Origin of the sequence: Spirillospora sp. NBC_01491 (genome assembly GCF_036227065.1) — a bacterium.
Classification (GTDB): Bacteria; Actinomycetota; Actinomycetes; order Streptosporangiales; family Streptosporangiaceae; genus Spirillospora; species Spirillospora xylanilytica.
The window spans coordinates 790,345-811,038 of the sequence record NZ_CP109432.1 but is presented as its reverse complement, the minus strand read 5'-3'; the positions used below and the strand labels follow the sequence as shown (position 1 = coordinate 811,038).

Here is a 20,694-nt window from a genome sequence, read left to right as displayed (position 1 = left end):
GTGGCCGCCAAGACGCGCCGGCGCATCCTGGCCGGGCGGGTCGCCGCGATCGCCGCGATCGGCGGCCCCGCGCTGACGCGGATGGTCTGGATCGCGGCGACCTCGTCCGGCGAGGTCCGCACCCACCGCCTCGCGGCCGAGACCGCCCGGCTGCTCGAACGGCTCGGCGGGGCGTTCATCAAGGCGGGGCAGCTGCTCGCCACCCGCGTCGACCTGGTCGGCGAGCCGGTCGCCGCCGCGCTCGGCCGGCTGCACGACGACGTCGCCCCGCCCACCGGGCCCGCCGCGCTGCGGGCGGTGCGGGCCGGGCTCGGCCCGCTGCCGGACGGGTTCGCCGCCGCGTTCACCCGGCCGCCGGTGGCCGGCGGGTCGATCGCGGTGGTGTACCGCGCGGAGTACCGCGGCCGGGCGGTCGCGGTGAAGGTCCGCCGTCCCGGCGTCGGCGACACCATCGCGGGTGACATCGCGATCCTGCGCCGGCTGGCGCGCGCCGCGTCCGGCCTCCCCGCGCTCCGCCGGGTGCCGGTCGGCGAGATCACCGGGCAGCTCGGCGACCTGCTGGTCCGGCAGCTCGACTTCCGGGCCGAGGCGGAGTGCCTGCGGCGCCTGCACGACGTCTTCGCCGACACTCCCGGCGTGGTCGTCCCGGACATCGTCCCCGAGCTGTGCGGGGACGGCGTCATCACGATGGAGTTCGTCGAGGGCCTGGATCGGGCCCGCGCCGGCGCGCTGCCGCCGGAGTACCGCCGGGCGCAGACCACCGAGCTGACCCGGGCCGTCTACCGGATGCTGTTCGTCGAGGGCCTCGTCCATGTCGACCTGCACCAGGGCAACGTCTACTTCATGCCGGACGGGAGGGTCGTGCTGCTGGACGCCGGCCTCGTCTTCCAGATGAGCGGGCAGGCCCGCCGCAAGTTCACCGAGTTCTTCGGCGGCATGGTCAGAGGGGACGGCGAGGCGTGCGCCGGCGTCCTGCTGTCGACCGTGCGGGGCCCCGCACGGGACGCCGACGTCGCGGCGTTCCGCGAGCGGGTCGCCGAGCTTGTCGTCCGGAACGCGGGCCTGACCGCCGGGAGCTTCAGCCTCTCGGCGTTCTGCGTCGAGCTGTTCGACCTCCAGCGCAGGCACCGCCTCCTCGCCGAACCGGAGTTCGCCTTCCCGATGCTCTGCCTGCTCACCCTGGAGGGCACGGTCCGCAGGAATCACCCGTCGATGGACTTCCAGCTAGAGGCCGCCCCGTACGCGATGCAGGGCCTGCTCGCCATGGACGGCGATCCCGACCACGAGGATCCCGACCATGAGGACGCGCCCGCATTCTTCTGAGGGGCGTTCCCTCCAGGTAAGTTCTCCCTCTCGGTCGAGTGACCATATCCGGCGAAATGAATAGAGTTCGTGGGAGAGAAATGCGACCCACGGACCGTATTCAAGATCTCCCATCGTGATTGTTTTGTAATAATTTGTCCGATAAAAACCGATGAGCGCTCGAATTGATAGATCGTCGACGCCCTCGGCCGGATGGTCGCGCCCTGACCTGGAATGATGTCGATCGTGAAAGAGTTTCGAATTTCTCTGGCGGCGGAGCATAACACGCTGAAAAGTCGACCAAAAGTGAGCTGTCCGGATCTGGTCAGTCAAGTCAGACGGTCTTGACTATTCGCTTTAATATTAACTAGTTGTTGGATTTGGTCCAACTTCCCGGCGGAGGTCGATAAGTGACTTTGAACAGCCCCCCGCTCTGTCCAAGGCTTCTGCGGCCCTTCGCGCTCGACCCGCACCGGATCGCGCCCGACAAGACCGGTCATGCTCTGTTCGCCCTGGGCGATCCCGAGATCCGGCACCGGCTCGAAACCGTGGTCGGCTCATTCGCGACCGGTTACAACGCCGCGCTCGCCGTCCGCCGAGGGCCCCTCGACCTCGGCGCGGTCCCACACGAACTGCGGGGCTTCGCGCACGAGGGCGCGGCGATGAGCCGGACGCTGCTGGACCTCATGACGCTGTCCCGCGGACGGGGCCTGAACGACCTGCTTGCCGGTTCCGGTCGCCGCTACCTCCACCTCATCGACGTGGGCGCGGGGTGGGCGTTCGCCCGGCTGCGCGTCCGGCCCTGGCGCGGGATCAAGGACGGCACCGGGCTGTCGCGCTGGCTCGCCTGGGACGGATGGGGCTTCCACCAGGCCTACTTCCACCCCGAGACGGTGTTCGCCCGGCAGCGGATCGAGCGCGCGGCGCGCGGCGCGGTCCGCCCCGTCCGCGACCAGGGGATCGGGCGCGCGCTGTGGTTCCACACCTGCGCCGACCCCGCGCACATCGCGCGGATCATCGGCGCGTTCCCCGCGGAACGGCGCGCGGACGTGTGGGCGGGGATCGGGCTGGCGGCCGTCTACACCGGCGCGCAGCCGCCCGAGGTGCTCGCCCGGCTCTCCGATGCTGCCGCCGGCCACCGTGACCACCTCGCCCAGGGTGCGGCCTTCGCCGCCAAGGCGCACGTGCTGTCGGGCGAGGTGCCCGACCGCTGCGAGCCGGCCGCGCTGGCGCTGTGCGGGGTCCCGGTCAAGGTCGCGGCGGGATGGACCGACGCGGCCCTCGCCGAGGCGACCGGCCGGGGCGACGACGTCGCCGCCTACCAGTTCTGGCGGGCCCGGATCCGGAACGCGTGGCAGAACCAGAGCGGCGGTGTCCCGACATGATCGGTGGCCTGCGCACCCGGCTGGTGCAGATCCTCTCGATCGCGCTGCTTCTCGTGGCCTGGTACACGGCGGCCCTGCCGTCCGAGTCCTCGAGCGAGAACGCGCGGCTCGCACAGCGCTTCTCGTTCGCCAAGGTCGCGCTCAACGGCACGGGCCCGCAGCGGATCGCCCGCCCGGTGGCCCCCGCCTACCAGCACATCCAGCACTGGATCTCGGCGGTCGGCGCCGCGGTGGCGCTGGCCGACGTCGACGGCAACGGGCGGGCCGACGACGTGTGCCTGGTCGACCCCCGCGACGACTCGGTGACGCTCGCCCCGGCGCCCGGGACGGGGCGTCGGATGCCGCCGACCCGGCTGACGCCGGCCGGGCTGCCCTACGACGCGACCATGGCGCCGATGGTCTGCACCCCCGGCGACTTCAACGAGGACGGCCGCACCGATCTGCTGGTCTCCTACTGGGGACGTTCACCGGTGCTGTTCCTGCGCACGCCGGTGGCGCTCGGCGATCCGGGTGCCTTCACCGCCCAGGAGCTGGTGAGGCCGTCCCAGGTGTGGAACACCGACGCGGTCTCGGTGGCCGACGTCGACGGCGACGGGCACAGCGACATCATCGTGGGCAACTACTTCCCCGACCGCGCCCGCGTGCTCGACGTCCACGCGCGCCAGCGCGAGCTGGTCATGCAGCGGTCCATGTCCGCGGCCTACAACGGCGGGCCCAACAGGGTGCTGCTGTGGCGGTCCGGGCAGGGCGGCGCGCGCCCGTCGGCCTCCTACACCGAGGTCCCCGAACCGTTCGGCGACCGGGAGGGCCAGGGGTGGACGCTGGCGGTCGGCGCCCAGGACCTCGATCGCGACGGCCTTCCGGAGCTCTACTTCGCCAACGACTTCGGGCCCGACCGGCTCTTCCAGAACCTCTCCCGCCCGGGAAGGGTGCGGTTCCGGCTCGTCCAGGGCCGGCGGCACCTGACCACGCCGAAGTCGAAGGTGCTCGGCAAGGACTCGTTCAAGGGCATGGGGGTGGCGTTCGCCGACCTCAACGGCGACACGGTGCCCGACATGCTGGTCAGCAACATCACCGAGACGTACGGGCTGCTGGAGAGCAACTTCGCCTGGATGAGCCGGGGCCGGCGGATCCTGCGCGGCGACGTCGTCGAGTACGACGACCACAGCGAGCCGCTCGGCCTGTCCCGCAGCGGCTGGGGCTGGGACATCAAAGCGGGCGACTTCGCCGGCGACGGCAGCACCCAGATCGTCCAGGCGACCGGGTTCGTCAAGGGCAGGGTCGATCGCTGGCCCCAGCTGCAAGAGCTGGCGATGACCAACGACGACCTGCTGGCGCACCCCGCGATGTGGCCCGACTTCCGTCCCGGCGAGGACGATGTCTCAGGCGACGACCACGATCCCTTCTTCGTCCGGGGGACCGACGGCCGCTACCACGACATCTCCGCGCGGCTCGGTGTGGACGACTCGAGCGTGACCCGCGGCATCGGGCTGGCCGACATCGACCATGACGGCAGGCTCGACTACGCGATCGCCAACCAGTGGGGCCGGTCGTACCTCTTCCGCAACACCAGGACGAACCGTCCCCCCTACCTGGGGCTGCGGCTGGTGCGCCCGGCCGGAGGCTGCGCCGCCGGAACCGCTCGTCCGGCCGGGACGGGCACCCCGGGCACGGCGGGCACGGCGGGCGGCAGCGCGGTGACGCCCGCGGTCGGGGCCGCGGCCGAGCTGCACGGCCGCACGAAGGGCGTGCGGGTGGGGCAGGTCTACCCGACCAACGGGCACGCCGGGGCCTCCTCGCCCGAGCTGCTCTTCGGCCTCGAGCGCGGAACGGCGTCGGTGCCGGTCACGCTGTCCTGGCGGGACGCCTGCGGTGTCCGCCGTACCGGCGACGTCCGGCCCACCCCGGGCTGGCACACCCTCCTGTTGAACTCCGACGGCTCGATCCGGGAGATGACCCCGTGAGCTCAGCGACCACGCCCACCACGGCACCGCCCGCCGCGCGGCCGGCCAAGGACCCGCGCCTCATCGCGCTGCGCCGGTTCGCGCTCTCCATCACGGTGTTCACCGTGCTCGGGCACACCGTGCTCGGATTCGAGCAGGCGTACGCCACACCGCTCGCCGCGCTCGCCGCGGCCTACGTGCTGGAGCTCGGCCTGGAGGCGCTGGACGCCTGGGCGGCGCAGCGCCCGCGCAAGTTCGCCGGCGGCCCGCGGGCGCTGATGGAGTTCCTGCTCCCCGCGCACATCACCGCGCTGGCCTGCGCGATGCTGTTGTACGCCAACAGCAGGCTCGGGCCGGTGGTCCTAGCCGTGGCCGTCGGGATCACCTCCAAGTACCTGATCCGGATCCGGATCAACGGCAAGGTCCGGCACGTGATGAACCCGTCCAACCTGGGCATCGCGGTCGTGCTGGTGCTCTTCCCGTGGGTCGGGATCGCTCCGCCCTACCAGTTCACCGAGTGGATCGGCGGGGCGCTCGACTGGGTCGTCCCGGCGCTGATCCTGGTCTCGGGCACGATGCTGAACGCGATGCTGACCAAGAAGGTGCCGCTGATCCTGGGCTGGGTGGGCGGGTTCGCCCTCCAGGCGGTCGTCCGCACGACGGTCGAGGGCACCGCGACGGCCAGCGCGCTGCTGGCCATGACCGGGGTCGCCTTCGTGCTCTTCACCAACTACATGATCACCGACCCGGGCACCACCCCGTTCCGGCCGCGCAACCAGTTCTGGTTCGGCGCGGCCACGGCCGGCGTCTACGGGCTGCTGGTCGCCGTCCACGTGGTCTACGGCCTGTTCTTCGCGCTGGTCATCGTGTGCGCCCTGCGCGCGTTCGCCCTCGGCGCGCAGTCGGCCCGGCGGCGCGTCGGCGAGCCCGCCGCACCGGTGCCTCCGCCGGAGCACCAGGCGCGGGCCGTGCCGGACGCTCCGGCGGACGGGGCCGAAGCGGACGGAGCGAAGGGAACGGCCGGGGCGGCTGACGGGCCGTCCCCCGAGCCGGCCCGCGCGGCCTCGTCCGATGAGGCGCGATGACCCCGGCGGGGGAGGCCCCCGGCACGATCGCGATCGTCGGCGCGGGGTGCCGGTATCCCGACGCCGCCGGCCCCGAACGGCTGTGGGAGACGGTGCTCGCCGGACGGCGGGCCTTCCGGCCGATCCCGCCCGAGCGGCTCGACCTCGGCGACTACGGGGGCGGCGGGCCCGACTCGACGTACGTGCGGTCCGCGGCGGTACTGGAGGACTGGACGTTCGACCGGGCGGCCCACCGCGTCCCCGGCGCCGCGTACCGGGTCACCGACCCCACGCACTGGCTGGCCCTGGAGGTGGCCGCAGAGACCCTGGCCGCCGCGGGCTTCCCCCAAGGGCGCGGGCTCGACGGCGAACGCGCCGGCGTCGTGCTGGGCAACACCCTCGCCGGAGAGTTCAGCCGCGCGTCGCTGCTGCGGCTGCGCTGGCCGTACGTCCGGAGGGTGGTCCAGGACGCCCTTACGGCGGAGGGCTGGGCCGGCGGGGACCTCGGCGGCCTGATGGCGCGGCTCGAACGGCGGTTCAAGGAGCCCTTCCCCGAGCCGACGGACGAGACCCTGGTGGGCGGCCTGGCCAACGCCATCGCGGGACGTGTCTGCAACCACTTCGACCTGCGCGGCGGCGGCTACACCGTCGACGGCGCCTGCTCGTCCTCGCTGCTCGCGGTGACGGCGGCGTGCGCCGCGCTGGTGGACGGCGACCTCGACTTCGCGCTCGCGGGCGGCGTCGACCTGAGCCTCGACCCGTTCGAGCTCGTCGGGTTCGCGCGGATCGGGGCGCTGGCGACGTCCGCGATGCGGATCTACGACGCGCGCGCGACGGGGTTCCTCCCCGGCGAGGGCTGTGGGATGGTCGCGCTGATGCGGGCCGGCGACGCGGTCGCCGCCGGGCACCGGCCGCTGGCGCTGATCCGGGGCTGGGGCGTGTCCTCCGACGGGCGGGGCGGTCTGACCAGGCCCGAGCGCGCCGGGCAGATGCTCGCGATGCGCCGGGCGTACGCGCGGGCGGGATTCGGGCCCGAGACCGTCGCGCTGTTCGAGGGGCACGGCACCGGCACCGAGGTCGGCGACCGGACCGAGATCGGCGCGCTGATCGAGGTCCAGGGCGGTCGGCGGTGGCTGCCCCCGGCGGCGCTCGGCTCCGTCAAGGCCAACATCGGGCACACCAAGGCCGCGGCCGGCGCGGCCGGGCTGATCAAGGCGGCGCTCGCGCTGCACCATCAGGTCGTCCCGCCGACCGTCGGATGCGTCGACGCGCACGAGTCGCTGCGCGGCTCCGGGACGCCGCTGCGCATCGTCCGGGAGGCGGCGCCGTGGCCCGATGCGCCGATGCGGGCCGGGGTGAGCGCCGTGGGGTTCGGCGGCATCAACACCCATGTCGTGCTGGAGGCCGCGGTCCCGCGCCGCGCCCGCGGGCTGTCGGTCCGCGAGCGGCGCCTGGCCCGGCGGAGCCTCGACGCCGAGGTCTTCGCCTTCACCGCCGACACGCCCGCCGACCTCGCCGCGGCGCTGGAGCGCGCGGCGGCCCGCGCCGACGGGATGTCCGAGGCCGAGCACATCGACATGGCCGCCGCCCTCGCCGAGTCCGGCGCGCACGCCGCGCCGCCGTTCCGCGCGGCGGTGGTCGCCGGCGACCCCGGCGAGCTGGCGCGCCGCGCCCGCCGGGCCGCGGCGCTGCTCGGCGGGTCCGACTGGCCCGGCCTGGTCGCCGGTCCGGGCGTCTACCTGGGACGCGGCGCCGCGGGCCGGGTCGGCCTGCTGTTCCCAGGCCAGGGAGCCCCGGTGCGGACGGGGGCCGGAGCCCTCGGTGTGCTGCTGCCCGATCTGGGCGGCCCGCCCATCGGCGCCCCGGCCGGGGAAGGGGGTGCGGGCACTGCCGTGGCCCAGCCCGCCGTCTTCCGGACCTCGATGGCCGGGCTGCACTGGCTCGCCAGGATCGGGGTCGACGCGGTGGCCGCGGCCGGGCACAGCCTCGGCGAGATCACCGCGCTGTGCTGGGCGGGTGCGCTCGCCGAGGACGCGGCGCTCGACCTGGTGACGGCCCGGGGACGGATCATGGCCGAGACCGGCGCCCCCGGAACGGGCATGGTCTCGCTCGCCGCCCCGCCCGCCGCCGTCGCCGAGCTGATCGCCGGTACCGGGCTGGTGATCGCGGCCGACAACGGGGTCGCGCAGGTCGCCGCCGGGCCGCTCGCCGCCGTCGAGGAGGTCCTCGGCCGCGCCCGCCGCGCCGGGGTGGCGGCCCGTCGGCTGGACGTCAGCCACGCCTTCCACACCCCCGCCGTCGCCGCCGCGCGGCCGGAGTTCGCCCGGCTGCTGCGCGGCGTCCGGACCGGCCCGCTGCGGCGGCGGGTGCACTCCACGGTCACCGGCGCCGTCCTCGCCGCCGACCATGACCTGCGCGGGCTGCTCGCCGACCAGATCACCGGGCCGGTCCGGTTCCGGGCCGCGCTGGAGTCGCTCGCGGACGGCTGCGACCTGCTGGTCGAGTGCGGTCCGGGCCAGACGCTCACCGCCTTGGCGGCGGCGGTCACCGGCGTCCCGGTGATCGCGCTCGACGCGGGCGCCGAGTCGGCCGAGCCGGTCGCGCGGGCGACCGGTGCGCTGTTCGCGGCCGGAGCGGTCGGCGACCTCAAGGCGCTGTTCGCCGAGCGCTTCCACCGTCCATTCGACCTGGAACGCCCGCCGCGCTTCCTCGCCAACCCGTGCGAGAGCGCCCCGCGGCTCCCCGCCGAGCCGGAGCACGCAGCCCCCGCCGCTGCACGCGGAACGGCCCGTGAGGAGCCTGAGGACGACGGGCCGGGGGTGGGGACAGGCGTTGATCCGGGCATCCGGACAGGCGACGCGCTGGACGTGGTGCGCGCCCTGGTCGCCGAGGTCCTCGAACTGCCGGTCGAGATGGTCGGCGACCATGACGCGCTGCTCAGCGACCTTCATCTGAACTCCCTCAGGAGCACGCAGCTCGCGGTCGAAGCGGCCGTGCGCTTCGGGCGCGCGGTGCCGTCCGCACCGCCGCCCCTCGCCACCGCGACCGTCGCCGACCTGGCCGCGGTCGTCGCGGCACTGCCGGAAGCCGAGCGGTCCGCGGGGCCGGGCGGCGGCGTACCCGCGGGCGTCGCCGAGTGGCACCGGGTCCTGACCGGCGTCCCGTCCCCGGTTCGGCCGGACGGGCAGAGGCCGCCGCGCGACTGGCGGATCTCGGGGGAAGGGCCGCTGCGTTCCGCCGTCGAGCCCCTGCTGGACGTCGCCGCCGGGGCTCCGCCCGCCATGGTGGTGTTCCTGCCCGAAGACCCTGATGACCGGGCGGCCGAATGGCTCGTGGAGGCGGCGTCGAGCGCGGTCGGGTCCGGTGTGCCGCTGACCGTGGTGGACCTCGGCGACACCGCGCCGGGATTCGTCGGCACGCTCGCCCAGGAGCACCCCGGCCTCGACTTTCGGTGGATCGGCGTCGCGTCTGCGAGGTCCGCCGCCGCGACCGCCGCGGCGCTGGCCGGCACGTGGCGGGGGCACGCCGAGATCGTGATCGACGCGGCGGGACGGACGTGCGAGACGACCTACCGTCCCGCGCCGTCCCGGCCGGACGGGCCGCCCCTCGCCCCCGGCGACGTCCTCCTGGTCACCGGCGGGGCCCGGGGGATCGGCCTGGAGACCGCCGCCTTCCTCGGCGAGCGCTGGGGGGTGCGGCTCGCCCTCGTCGGACGGGGCGAGCCCGCACACGATGCCGGGCTCCGCGCGAACCTGGCCCGGCTGGACGGAGCCGGGACGGCGTTCCAGTACGAGTCCGCCGACGTGACCGACCCCGCGGCGGTGCGGGCCGCGATCGGGCGCTTCACCGCGAGGCTCGGCCCCGTACGGGGAGTCGTGCACGGCAGCGCCGTCAACCGGCCCGCCCGCTTCACCGACCTCGACGCGGCGGACTTCGCCGAGCACGCCGCTCCCAAGCATCACGGGTTGCGCACCCTGCTCGGCGCCCTCGACCGCGGCGCGCTCCGGCTGCTGATCACCCACGGTTCGGTGATCGGCCGGTTTGGCCTGCCCGGCGAGGCCCACTACGCCCTCGCCAACGGCCGCCAGCGCGAACTCGCCCGGGTGCTGGCCCGGGAGCTTCCCCGCTGCCGGGTCCGCAACGTCGACTGGACGGCCTGGTCCGGCGCCGGGATGGGCGAACGCCTCGACGTGCTCGACGCCCTGACCAGCGCGGGCGTCACGCCGCTGCCGGTCGAGGCGGGCGTGCGGCTCCTCGCGGAGATCGCGGAGTCCGCGGCGGGAGGACCCGCGGTCCTGGCGACCGGCCGCCTTCCGCAACTCGACGACGCCGCGCGGGAGACCACCGTGCAAGAGACCGCGGCGCAGGAGACCACCGGTGTCCCGGTGCGCGTGCGGACGCGCACGCCCGGAGTCGAGCTGGTCATCGAGACCGGGCTGAGCCTGCGGGACGCCCCCCACCTGGCCGATCACCGCATCGACGGGATGGTGGTCCTCCCCGCGGTGAGCGCGCTGGAGATGATGGCCGAGGCCGCCGTGATGCTCACCGGCGAGCGTCGCGCGGGCATCGCCGACGGCCGCTTCGATCGTCCGGTCATCGTCCCGGAGGAGGGCGCCCGGACGCTTCGGGTGTGCGCGCTCGCCGAGGAGGGCGGCGGTGTGCGGATCGTGCTGCGCAGCGATGAGACCGACTTCGCGGTCGACCACTACTCCGGCACCGTCACCGGCGCCGGGGAGCCGCCCAAGGTTCCGCGCCGGCACGGCGGCGTTCCGCCTCACGACGGCCGGACGCTGTACGGGCCGACGTTCTTCCACGGCCCCTGCTTCCAGCGGCTGCTGCGCTACGAGCACCTGGACGCCACCTCGTGCACCGCGTTGCTCAGCGGAGACCGTCCGGAGGGGCCGGCGGGCGCGGTCCTCGGTGACGTCGCACGCAACGACGCCTCCGTCCACGTCCTACAGGCGTGCGTCCCGCATCGGCGGCTGCTGCCCGTCGGCTGCGACCACTTCGCCGTGCACGGCGACCACGACGGGGGAGGCGGGCTCGTCCTGGACGCGGTCGAACGATCGCACGACGGCGACGACTACACCTACGACGTGGTGCTCGGTGACGGCGCGGGGGAACCCCTCCTGAGCTGGACCGGGCTGCGCCTGCGCGACACCGGGCCGCTCCAGCTCGCTCCCCGTCTGGAGCCCGTCCTCGTCGGCCCCTACCTGCAAGGAAGTCTCCGCGCCCTGCTGCCCGGCGCGAACCTCCGCCTCACCGTGAACTACGCTGGCGCCACCGGGCCGGCGGCGGAGCCCGGCTGGAACCGCGACGACGCCGGCGGCTTCGCGGTGGCCGTGTCGCCGGGCGGCCTGGTCGCCTGCGACCGGGTCACCGACCGGGCGGACGATGACCGGACCGCGCTGGCGGACCGGCTCGGGAAGCTGACCGACGAGCCCGGCGCGCACGTGCGCAGCCGCCTCCGCACCGTGCGGGAGTGCCTCTCCAAGGCCGGACGCGGGTCACCGGAGTCCCTCACCGTCCAGGGCGTCTACGAGAACGGGTGGGTGGTCCTGCGCGCGGGCGCGCACGAGGTGGTCTCGGTGGTCCTCACGATCGGGGGACTGGACGGCCCGGTCGCGCTCGCGGTGGCCGTGGAGGGACGGACGTGAGGCCGTACTACGAGTTCGGGCACCGGGTGACGTTCGCCGAGACCAACGTCGTCGGCAACGTGTATTTCACCGGCTACCTGTCCTGGCAGGGCGCCTGCCGCGAGCTCTTCCTCGCCGACAAGGCCCCGCAGGTCATCGACCGGTTGCATCGCGATCTGGCCCTGGTGACCGTGTCGTGCTCGTGCGAGTACTTCTCCGAGCTCTTCGCGCTCGACGAGGTGTCAGTGCGGATGACCCTCGTCCGCCAGGAGGGCAACCAGATGACCATGGCCTTCGACTACTACCGGGTGGGCCGGGGCCCGGCGCTCCTGGTCGCGCGGGGCGAGCAGACGGTCGCGTGCATGGTCCGGACGGGCGACGGGCTCGTCCCGGAGAAGATCCCGGACGAGCTCGGCGCAGCCCTGCGCCCCTATATCGCGCGGACCGAGAACGGCGAGATCACGCTGCGCACCGCGGGCGAGCCCCCGGCCGGCCCGGCGGAGCAGTAGGGCCGCCTTCCGGCGTCCCGCCCGGCCTGTCACATTCCGGCGGGCCGCCCAGTCCTACTGATGACGACTCGGTGGGAAGGAGCCCAGCATGAGTGCGAAGGTTGTCATCGTGGGAGCGGGTTACGCGGGGGTGAGCGCGGCCAAGAGGCTCGCCCGGGACGACGTGGAGGTCACCGTCGTGAACCCGCGTCCCGACTTCGTCGAGCGGATCCGCCTGCACCAGCTCATGGCCGGGAACCATCCAGCGACGCGGCCGCTCGCCTCGCTGCTGCCGCGTTCGACGGCGCTGGTGCGGGACTCGGCGCGGACGATCGACGCCGATCGGAAGAAGGTGGAGCTCGGCGGCGGCGGGACCGTCGACTACAACTACCTCATCTACGCCGCCGGCAGCCGGAGCCGCCTCGACCTCGTGCCGGGAGCGTCCGAGCACGCGGTGAACGTGGGTGGTCTCCAGGACGCGATCACCGCCCGGAAGCGGCTCGACGGGCTTCCCCGCGGGTCGTCCGTCACGATCATCGGCGGCGGGCTGACCGGCGTGGAACTGGCCGCCGAACTCGCCGAACTCCGGACGCACCGCGTCCACCTGGTCACCGGCGGGGCGATCGCCGCCAGCGTGGGCGAGGGGGGCCGGCGGTACATCCGGCGCCATCTCGCCGCGCTCGGGGCCGAGGTGACCGAGGACGCCGCGGTGGCCGAGGTCCAGGCGGCCAAGGTCGTGCTGGCGGACGGCCGGGTGCTGCGCAGCGACCTCGCGGTGATGACGGCGGCGTTCGAGACGCCCGCGCTGGCCCGGGACAGCGGCCTGAGGGTCGGCTTTGGGGGCGCCCTCGCGGTCGACCGGACGCTGGTCAGCGCGAGCAGTCCCGCCATCGTCGGCGCGGGCGACGCGTCCTGGATCGGCGCGGGCCCGCTGCGCATGAGCTGCCAGGCGGCGATCCCGCTCGGCGCGCACGCCGCGCAGACCGTCCTGCACCTGATCGACGGCACCGAGCCCCGGCCGGTGCGCCCCAAGTTCACCTCGCAGTGCGTCAGCCTCGGCCGGCGCTCGGCCCTGTGGCAGCGCACGAGGCTCTCCGACGAACCGGCATCGCTGATCGTGACCGGACGGGCGGGAGCGCTCATCAAAGAACAGATCTGCCGCTCGACGCTCCGCCTCGCCCTGAACCCCAGGCTCACACGGCTGAGCTACGGCTGGACGTGACGCCCGGCCGAACGTGCGTCCATCCGGCTGCACGCGACGCCGGACTCAGCCGGGCGCGCCGGTCCGGCCCGGCCCGGCGAACGCCCGCCGGCCGTGCACGAGCAGCTCGCGCACGGCCGGACCGTGCGCGCTCCTCCAGACGAGGGCGAGCAGCGCGGGCGTCCCGACGTCGTCGATGGTGACGGCGGTGAGCCGGTCGCGGTAGTGGACGGCCATCGAATCGCTGAGCACGGCGACGGCGAGCCCGCGGGCGGCGAGGTCGGCGATGGCGTCGGGGGCGCTGGCCTGGAGCGCGATCGCGGGGTGGAGGTCCTGCGCGGCGCAGGCCCGGTCGAACACCGTGCGCAGGCCGGTGCCCGGCGGCATGCACACGATCGGATGGCCGGCCAGGTCGCGCAGGGCGACGTGCCCCCGGCCCGCCAGGGGGTGCCCGGCCGGGACCGCCGCGACGAGCCGCTCGCTGGTGATCGTCAGCGCCTCCAGCCCCTCGGGGGTGGCGCTCGCGGTCCCGATGAGGGCCAGGTCGACGGTGCCGGCGCGCACCTCCTCGACGAGCCGGTCGGAGCGGTCCTCCAGCAGCGAGATCTCCACGCCGGGATGCGCCCGGTGGAAGGCGGCGAGGGCGTCGAACAGCGGCGTGAGGGTGCAGCCCATGACCATGCCGACGGTCAGCCCGCCCCGGATCAGGCCGGTCACCTCGCCGACCGCCTGGCCGACGGCCTTGGCGGCGGCGAGCGCGTCGCGGGCGTGTTCGAGCGCGGCCTTCCCCGCGACGGTGAGGGTGGCGGCGCGCGCCGACCGGTCGAACAGCTCGGCGCCGAGCTCCCGTTCTAGCCGGCGGATCTGGGCGCTGACGCCGGACTGGCTGATGTGCACCCGTTCGGCCGCCCGGGTGAAGTTCCGCTCCTCGGCCACCGCGACGAAGTACTCGAGCTGCCTCAGTTCCATGACTGCTGATTCTAGCTTCGATCAGATCCATCTGTTGGACTTCTGACGGGTGACTGGGCACGCTGGACGAGCGAGCACGAAGCCCGACCTCAGGAGGAACCAATGCCGGAATACGAGAAGGCCATGCGGCCCGAGGACATCACGCGCTTGTTCGTCGAGCGCTCCAACGCCGGCGACGCCGCCGGGGTCGCCGCGCTCTACGAGCGGGACGCGGTGATGGCCTTCCCGCCGGGGGAGCGGACGGTCGGCCGGGACGCCATCCGCGCCCTGTGGGAGAAGGTGCTGGCCGGCCGTCCCCACTTCGAGCCGGAGCAGCCGCTGCCGACGCTGGTCAGCGACGGCATCGCCCTCACCTCCACCCCGCCCAAGGACGGCTCCGGCGCCCGCGCGCAGGTCGTCCGGCGCCAGCCCGACGGGAGCTGGCTGCGCCTGCTCGACCAGCCCGAGTTCGTTTCGCCGGTCAGGGACGGGGCCTGAGCCGCCGCAGTGTGAAGCCGTCGCCCGCCGGGTCCAGCGACCTGGTGGCCTGCTTGAACAGGTGCTCGGCCCGCGGGTAGGACAGCCGGCGGCGGCCCGTCTCCGGGCACAGGTCGGCGGGCCGCGGCGCGCGGGCGGGGGAGGGCCGCCGGTCGGAGAGGAACAGCGGCCCGCGGGCCCGTCCGGCCACGAGCCGGGGGAGCAGCCGGGCGGTCTGCGAACGCCAGCTCACCCAGGCGTCGCCCGAACGGGCCCGGCGGTCGTCCAGGTCCAGGTCCTCGACGTTCAGCGCCAGGACGGCCGTCACCCCGGCGCCCGACTCGTGCAGAAGCCGCCACAGGACCAGTTCCCGCAGCGGCAGGCCGGGACGGCTCCAGAGCGCCTCCAGCTCGGCCGGGCCGATCGGCTCCGTCCGGGGACGGGTCTCCGCGCGCCGGTCGAGTCCCGCATCGAGACCGTCCAGGGACGCCCAGGCGCCGAACGACCGGACGGCCGACCGGTGCCGGTTCCACGTCTTGGCGGCGGCCCCGCCCCAGGACGTGGCGAACACCCGCGCCACATCGTCGGCGGTCAGGGACTCCAGCGGCATCCGATCACCCAAGGCCAGGCGCAGGCGCCGGAGCGTCTGCCCGTACGAGCGGACCGTCTCGGCGGTCAGGCCGTCGCGTCCGAGGAAGTCCTGAGCGGCGTCCCCGAGCATGGTCCCAGGCGCGCCGTCCACCTCGATCTCGTCCGCGCGGCGCAGCAGGAAGGCGCGCTCGGTGACGTTCCCGGTAAGGGACGCGGCGCGCGCGAACTCCAGCCGCGCCTCCTCGTTCCGGCCGAGCCGGGCCAGGAGATCGCCCCGGACGCCGGGAAGGAGGTGGTAATCGCGCAGCGACGGATCGGCGGCCAGGGAGTCGACCAGGGCGAGCCCCGCCTCCGGGCCACGCGCCCTCCCGAGCGCTACGGCCCAGTTGAGCCGCACGACCGAGGTCGGCAGCAGCCGCGCGAGCGCCTCGTACAGGCCCGCGATCCGCGCCCAGTCGGTGTCGTCGGCGGTCCGCGCCTGCGCGTGGCAGACCGCGATCGCCGCCTGGAGCACGTACGGGCCGGGCGGGCCCCCGATCTCGCGGGCCCGCAGCATCGCGGTGAAGCCGCGGCGGATGAGCAGCCGGTCCCAGCGGCCCCGGTTCTGCTCGTCCAGCCGGACGATCCCGCCCGCCGGCCCGATCCGCGCGGCCGAGCGGGACGCCTGGATCTCCATCAGCGCGACCAGCCCGTGCACCTCGGCCTCGTCCGGCGCCAGCTCGGCCAGCAGCCGGCCCAGCCGCAGCGCCTCCAGGCAGAGCTCCGGCCGCATCAGATCGTCCCCGGACGTCGCCGAGTAGCCCTCATTGAAGATCAGGTAGATGACCTCCAGCACCGAGGACAGCCGCTCGGCCAGCTCGGACCGCTCCGGCAGGTCGAACGAGACGCGCTCCTCGGCCAGTGTCCGCTTCGCCGCGGCGATGCGCTGGGCGATCTCCCCCTCCCTGCCGAGGAAGGCCCGCGCGATCTCCGCGGCCGTGAGGCCGCCGAGCAGCCGCAGCGTCAGCGCGACCCGCGCCTCGGTCGGCAGCACCGGATGGCACGAGATGAACATCAGCCGCAGGACGTCGTCCTGCTCGGGCTCCGGCCGCCGCTCCAGCTCGTGGGCGAGCTGCTCGTGCTTGCGCTCCAGCCGCTGCGAGCGGCGGATGTGGTCGACGGCCCGGCGCTTGGCGACGGCCATCAGCCAGGCGCCGGGATTGTCCGGGACGCCGGCCGCGGGCCACTGCTCCAGCGCGGCGACGAGCGCGTCCTGGGCCAGTTCCTCGGCGAGGCCGACGTCGCGCACCATCCGGGTCAGCCCGGCGATGATCTTGGCCGACTCCAGCTTCCAGACCGCGTCGACCGTGCGGTGCGCGCCGGTCATCGCGCCGGTCATCGCGCGGTCCCCGTCCCGGCCGGGGCCCCGGCCGGGACGGCGATGCCGGTGATCAAGGGCCGAAGACCTGCTGGAGGATGCTCTCCCCGTCGCCGGTGATCTTGCGGAACCGGCGGGCCAGCTCGATCGCCTCCTCCCGTGACCGGACCTCGACCAGCGCGAAGCCGGCCACCGCCTCCTTGGCCTCGGCGAAGGGGCCGTCCGTCACGCTGATCTCGCCCCCGGAGGACGTCACCCGGACGCCGCCCGGCTCGAGGCCGCCGGTGGCCAGCAGCACGCCCGCGGAGGCCAGCTCCTCGGTGAACCTGCTCATCTCCGTGAACAGGCTCTCGTCCGGGACGGAGTCGGATGCCTTGGTCATCATCAGGTAGCGCACGGGCCGTTCTCCTTCTGATCGGTTGCTCTGCCACCACGTCGAACGACGTTATCCGACAGGGAAGGGTGGCGTTCCCTGTCATATGCTCGGATCGACGTGTGGGCAGAACCAGCCGGACCCGAGAGGACAGACCATGACCGCCACCGTCCAGACCCCCGCCCACGCCGCCGTCGCCCCGTCCACCCGCGCCCCGTCCACCCGCGCCCTGCTCACCTGCGCGATCGCCTCGGCGCCGCTGTGGGGGGCCGTCTCCCTGGCCCAGGCCGCCACCCGCGAGGGCTTCGACCTGACCCGCCACCCGCTGAGCACGCTGAGCAACGGCTCCCTCGGCTGGCTCCAGATCACCAACTTCATGGTCGCCGGCGCCCTGACCATCGCCGGGGCGACCGGGCTGCGCCGGGCCCTGTCCGACACCCCGGGAGGCACCTGGGCGCCGCGGCTGATCCGGGTCAACGGGCTCGGCATGATCGCCGCGGGCGCCTTCGTGATGGACCCGGCCGACGGCTTCCCGACCGGCACCCCCGCGGGGATGCCCGAGGCCCTCACCTGGCACAGCTACGGTCACATGGCCGCCGGGACGATCGCCTTCACCGCCCTGATCGCCGCCTGCTACGTGCTGGGCCGCCACTTCAGCCGCGCCGGGAACCGCGGCCACGCCATCGCGTCCCGCGTGGCCGGCACCGCCCTGCTCATCGGGAACGGCTGGTCGATGACCGGCGGCAAGGGCGGCTCCCTGACCCTGGCCGTCGGCGCCCTCACCGCGATGCTCTGGATCTCCGTGGTCGCCGCCCGCCACCGCCGCGCCGCCTGAACGCCCGGCCCCGCCCAGGGGCCGGGCCCACCCGGATCGTCAGCCGGCCCGCTTCAGGCTGTCGATCACGCCTCCGTAGGACGGGCCGTCCCAGGTGACAACGAGCGCCGACCCGTCCGGCTTGAGCTTCAGGGTGCCGCGCTTGCGGTCGGCGTTCTCGGTGGCGCACTTCAGGGTGAGGACCGGCTTCGGGGTGCCGGCCCCGGTGATGGTGCCGGGGCAGGCGAGCCGACCGGTCGTCCGCACGGTGTTCCCCGTGATGGTGAGCTCGGCGATCGGGCTCTTGTTGATCGGCTTCCAGGTCCCCGCGAGCCCCTTCGAGCCCGCCGGCTCCGCCACCTGCTGCGATTCTTGAGCGGTCGCGGCCAGGGACGGCGTCTCACCGCCGCCCTTCTCGTCACCGTCACCGTCACCGCCACAGCCGGACAGCAGGACGGCGGCCAGCCCGAGGGCCGTGACGCTCAGTGTCGTGCGCATGCGTGGGCCACACCCTTCTCGATCTTTGCGAAGCGGGCCCTATCTCAGCACACATCCCCATGACCAGTGCAAATCATCGGGAGCCGGTGAGGTCCCGGCGGACCGCGTCCGTTGCCTCACCCGCCACCGGACGCGGAACGAGGACGCGGGCGAGCGCGGCTCCGGCAAGCCCGATCCCCGCGGCCGCGATCAGGACCCGGTTCAGCCCGCCGGACGCGGTGCCGCCCTGCTGGAACAGCACGCCGAACACCGCGACGCCGAGCGTCTGCCCCAACTGGCGGAACGTGGTCATGGCCCCGGCGGCCATGCCGCCCCGCTCCGGCGGCAGCGCCGCGAAGACCGCGGCTCCCATCGCCGGTCCCATCAGCCCCACCCCGACACCGGCGACCGCCAGCCCCGCCGCGATGGATCCGGCGGACGACCCCGCGTCCAGTCCGGCCTGGAGCGCGCAGCCGATCCCGCTCAGCAGCAGCCCGGTGCCGAGGACCGCGCGCGGCGACCGGCCGTGCAGCCTGCGTCCGCTGAGCAGCGAGGTGGCGAAGGACGCCAGGGCCAGAGGCAGGAGCGCCAGCCCGGCGCGCACCGGGCCCAGCCCGAGCCCCGACTGGAGCCACACCGACGTGTAGACGAGCGCCGCGAAGGCGGCGGTGGAGGCGACCACGCACATCATCACCGCTGAGAAAGAGGCCCGCGAGAACAGCCGCACATCGAGCAGCGGCGCGGAGGCGCGCAGCTCGATGCGGGCGAAGGCGGCGAGCGCGAGCGCGGCGAGCACCAGCAGACCGATCACCGGGAGCGAAGGCCGGCCGTCCTCACCGGCCAAGGTCAGGGCGTAGGTGAGCGAGGCCGCGCACAGCGCGAACGCGACCACGCCCGGCAGATCGACACGGGCCGGAGCCGGCCGGCGCTCCGCCGCCGGAATCCGGAAGGACACCGCGATGGTGGCGACGACGAGCGGAAGGTTGACGAAGAAGACCGCCCGCCAGCCCAGGTACTGGGTGAGCACGCCGCCGAGCACCGGCCCGGCAGCGGCGGCGAGCCCCGTCACCGCACCGAACACCCCCATCGCCCGGCCCATGTCGGGCCCCCGGTAGACCGCGCCGAGCAGGGCGAACGAGGTCACGGCCAGAGCCGCGCCCCCGATTCCCTGCACCCCGCGGACGGCGATCAACACGCCCGCGTTCGGCGCCAGGCCGCAGCCGAGCGAGGCGGCGCCGAACACCGCCAGCCCGGCGATGTACACCGTCCGCGCGCCGAACCGGTCGGTCAGCGACCCCATCGGGAGCATCAGCACGGCCAGGACGAGCGTGTAGACGTTCGCGACCCACTGGAGCGAGGACAACGGCGCGGACAGCTCGGCTCCGATGCCGGGCAGGGCGACGGACAGCACGGTGGTGTCGAGCAGGAACATGAAGGTGCCGAGACAGACGGCCGCCAAGGGCCACCACTTGCGCATGGGACTTCCTCCTAGATCGGTCGCCCCATACGTTCGGAGTCACCGGCCTATCACCGCCAGCAGTGCCCGTCCTCGCGGCGGAAACTGGCACACTCTCGGCTCATGAAGACCGATGCCGTCCCCCTCAACGAGATCGACCAAGGCCTGGTGCACGCCCTGCAGATCGACGGGCGCGCCTCGCACCGCCTCATCGGACGGGCCCTCGGCGTCTCCGAGAACACCGTCGCCCGCCGCTACCGCCGCCTGCGCACCGCCGGAATCCTGCGGGTCGTCGGCACGCTCAACGGCGCCCGGCTCGGCTACAACGCCTGGACCATCCGGGTGCAGTGCACACCGGACGCGGCGGACGCCATCGCCAGGGCGCTCGCCGCCCGCACCGACACGTCGTACGTCCACCTCCTCTCCGGCGGAACCGAGATCTCCTGTAGCACCCAGACCCCCACCAGCGACGAGAGCGACGCCCTGCTCCTGCACAAGCTGCCCCGGACCACCCGCGTCACCGCCGTCTCCGCCCACCTCCTGCTCGGCCACTACGCGCTGCCCAACAACTGGGCGGGACCGGCGCGCCTCACCCCCGAGCAGGTCGCCCTGCTCGCCCCGCCGCCCGCCGACGGCTCCGACGTCTCCCTCGGCCCGGCGGACCGCCCCCTCTTCGACCTGCTGTCCCGGGACGGCCGGACGAGCCACACCGAGCTCGCCGCCGCGACCGGATGGTCGGAGTCCACCGTGCGGCGCCGCCTGAGCTCCCTGCGCCGGGCCGGGGCGCTCACCTTCCTGGTCGACGTCCCGCCCGCCGCGCTCGGCTACCGCACCGAAGCGCGCCTCTGGATGTCGGTGCGCCCGTCACAGCTCACCGCGGTGGCGGCGGCGATGGCCGATCACCCCGAGGTCTCCCTGGTGGCGCTGACCACCGGACCCACCAACCTGCTCGCCGCCGTCAACTGCCGTGACCCGCTCGACCTCTCCCGCTATCTGACCGAGCGGATCGCGTCCCTGGACGCGATCCGCAGCATCGAGACGGCTCCGGTCATCCGCACCGTCAAACGCGCCGGTGCCCTGCTCCCCCTGCATCCCCACCATCTCCAGGCCGCCGCCCGCCTGATGCGCACCACGATCACCGGCGAACCACGGGAGCAACGCACATAATCCTTTGTCCGCCGA

At 74.1% G+C, this 20,694-nt stretch carries 15 protein-coding genes; 10 read left to right on the top strand and 5 right to left on the bottom strand.

What is annotated here, in order from left to right; all coding sequences use genetic code 11:
* From OHA34_RS03985 to OHA34_RS03955, 7 genes are all read left to right on the top strand, one after another.
* On the top strand, nt 1–1,323 hold the full coding sequence (locus OHA34_RS03985; protein ID WP_285943296.1) for an ABC1 kinase family protein: 1,323 nt from the start codon (nt 1–3) through the stop codon (nt 1,321–1,323).
* A gap of 389 nt (nt 1,324–1,712) precedes the next feature.
* Entirely contained in the window at nt 1,713–2,687 is a 975-nt protein-coding gene (locus tag OHA34_RS03980) for a DUF1702 family protein (RefSeq protein ID WP_329520735.1), read from the top strand.
* On the top strand, nt 2,684–4,651 hold the full coding sequence (locus OHA34_RS03975) for an FG-GAP repeat domain-containing protein (RefSeq protein WP_329520734.1): 1,968 nt from the start codon (nt 2,684–2,686) through the stop codon (nt 4,649–4,651). Before OHA34_RS03980 ends, OHA34_RS03975 begins: the two co-directional genes overlap by 4 nt.
* Nucleotides 4,648–5,715: an enediyne biosynthesis protein UnbU gene (locus OHA34_RS03970; RefSeq protein WP_329520733.1), complete on the top strand. Its 1,068-nt coding sequence runs from the start codon at nt 4,648–4,650 to the stop codon at nt 5,713–5,715. The genes OHA34_RS03975 and OHA34_RS03970 overlap by 4 nt, the downstream gene beginning before the upstream one ends.
* A complete protein-coding gene (locus OHA34_RS03965; RefSeq protein ID WP_329520732.1) occupies nt 5,712–11,351 on the top strand; it encodes an SDR family NAD(P)-dependent oxidoreductase in 5,640 nt (1,879 codons plus the stop codon). Before OHA34_RS03970 ends, OHA34_RS03965 begins: the two co-directional genes overlap by 4 nt.
* A complete protein-coding gene (locus tag OHA34_RS03960; protein WP_285943302.1) occupies nt 11,348–11,839 on the top strand; it encodes an acyl-CoA thioesterase in 492 nt (163 codons plus the stop codon). Before OHA34_RS03965 ends, OHA34_RS03960 begins: the two co-directional genes overlap by 4 nt.
* Nucleotides 11,840–11,927: 88 nt before the next feature.
* Entirely contained in the window at nt 11,928–13,040 is a 1,113-nt protein-coding gene (locus OHA34_RS03955) for an NAD(P)/FAD-dependent oxidoreductase (RefSeq protein WP_329520731.1), read from the top strand.
* 45 nt (nt 13,041–13,085) lie between these two features.
* Here OHA34_RS03955 and OHA34_RS03950 read toward each other — a convergent pair whose 3' ends face one another.
* Nucleotides 13,086–13,988 carry a LysR family transcriptional regulator gene (locus tag OHA34_RS03950; RefSeq protein WP_285943304.1) on the bottom strand — a complete coding sequence of 301 codons (903 nt, stop codon included), beginning with the start codon at nt 13,986–13,988 and terminating at the stop codon, nt 13,086–13,088.
* 102 nt (nt 13,989–14,090) lie between these two features.
* Between OHA34_RS03950 and OHA34_RS03945 the strand changes: the two genes are divergently transcribed.
* Nucleotides 14,091–14,465 carry a YybH family protein gene (locus OHA34_RS03945; protein ID WP_285943305.1) on the top strand — a complete coding sequence of 125 codons (375 nt, stop codon included), beginning with the start codon at nt 14,091–14,093 and terminating at the stop codon, nt 14,463–14,465.
* Here the strand turns inward: OHA34_RS03945 and OHA34_RS03940 are convergent.
* Nucleotides 14,449–16,413, bottom strand: a complete 1,965-nt coding sequence (locus OHA34_RS03940; RefSeq protein WP_329520730.1) for a DUF6596 domain-containing protein — start codon at nt 16,411–16,413, stop codon at nt 14,449–14,451. The genes OHA34_RS03945 and OHA34_RS03940 overlap by 17 nt on opposite strands.
* Before the next feature lie 52 nt (nt 16,414–16,465).
* Nucleotides 16,466–16,789: a YciI family protein gene (locus OHA34_RS03935; RefSeq protein WP_285943307.1), complete on the bottom strand. Its 324-nt coding sequence runs from the start codon at nt 16,787–16,789 to the stop codon at nt 16,466–16,468.
* A gap of 133 nt (nt 16,790–16,922) precedes the next feature.
* Between OHA34_RS03935 and OHA34_RS03930 the strand changes: the two genes are divergently transcribed.
* Entirely contained in the window at nt 16,923–17,600 is a 678-nt protein-coding gene (locus tag OHA34_RS03930; RefSeq protein ID WP_329520729.1) for a DUF998 domain-containing protein, read from the top strand.
* Between the two features lie 39 nt (nt 17,601–17,639).
* Here the strand turns inward: OHA34_RS03930 and OHA34_RS03925 are convergent, their stop codons facing one another.
* Nucleotides 17,640–18,077 (bottom strand): hypothetical protein, encoded by a 438-nt coding sequence (locus tag OHA34_RS03925; RefSeq protein ID WP_329520728.1) that lies wholly within the window; start codon nt 18,075–18,077, stop codon nt 17,640–17,642.
* A gap of 73 nt (nt 18,078–18,150) precedes the next feature.
* Complete coding sequence (locus OHA34_RS03920) at nt 18,151–19,533, bottom strand: MFS transporter (RefSeq protein ID WP_329520727.1); 1,383 nt, start codon at nt 19,531–19,533, stop codon at nt 18,151–18,153.
* A gap of 102 nt (nt 19,534–19,635) precedes the next feature.
* On the opposite strand from OHA34_RS03920, the gene OHA34_RS03915 reads away from it, so the two are divergent.
* Nucleotides 19,636–20,679 (top strand): Lrp/AsnC family transcriptional regulator, encoded by a 1,044-nt coding sequence (locus OHA34_RS03915; protein ID WP_329520726.1) that lies wholly within the window; start codon nt 19,636–19,638, stop codon nt 20,677–20,679.
* The last annotated feature ends 15 nt before the right edge of the window (nt 20,680–20,694 follow it).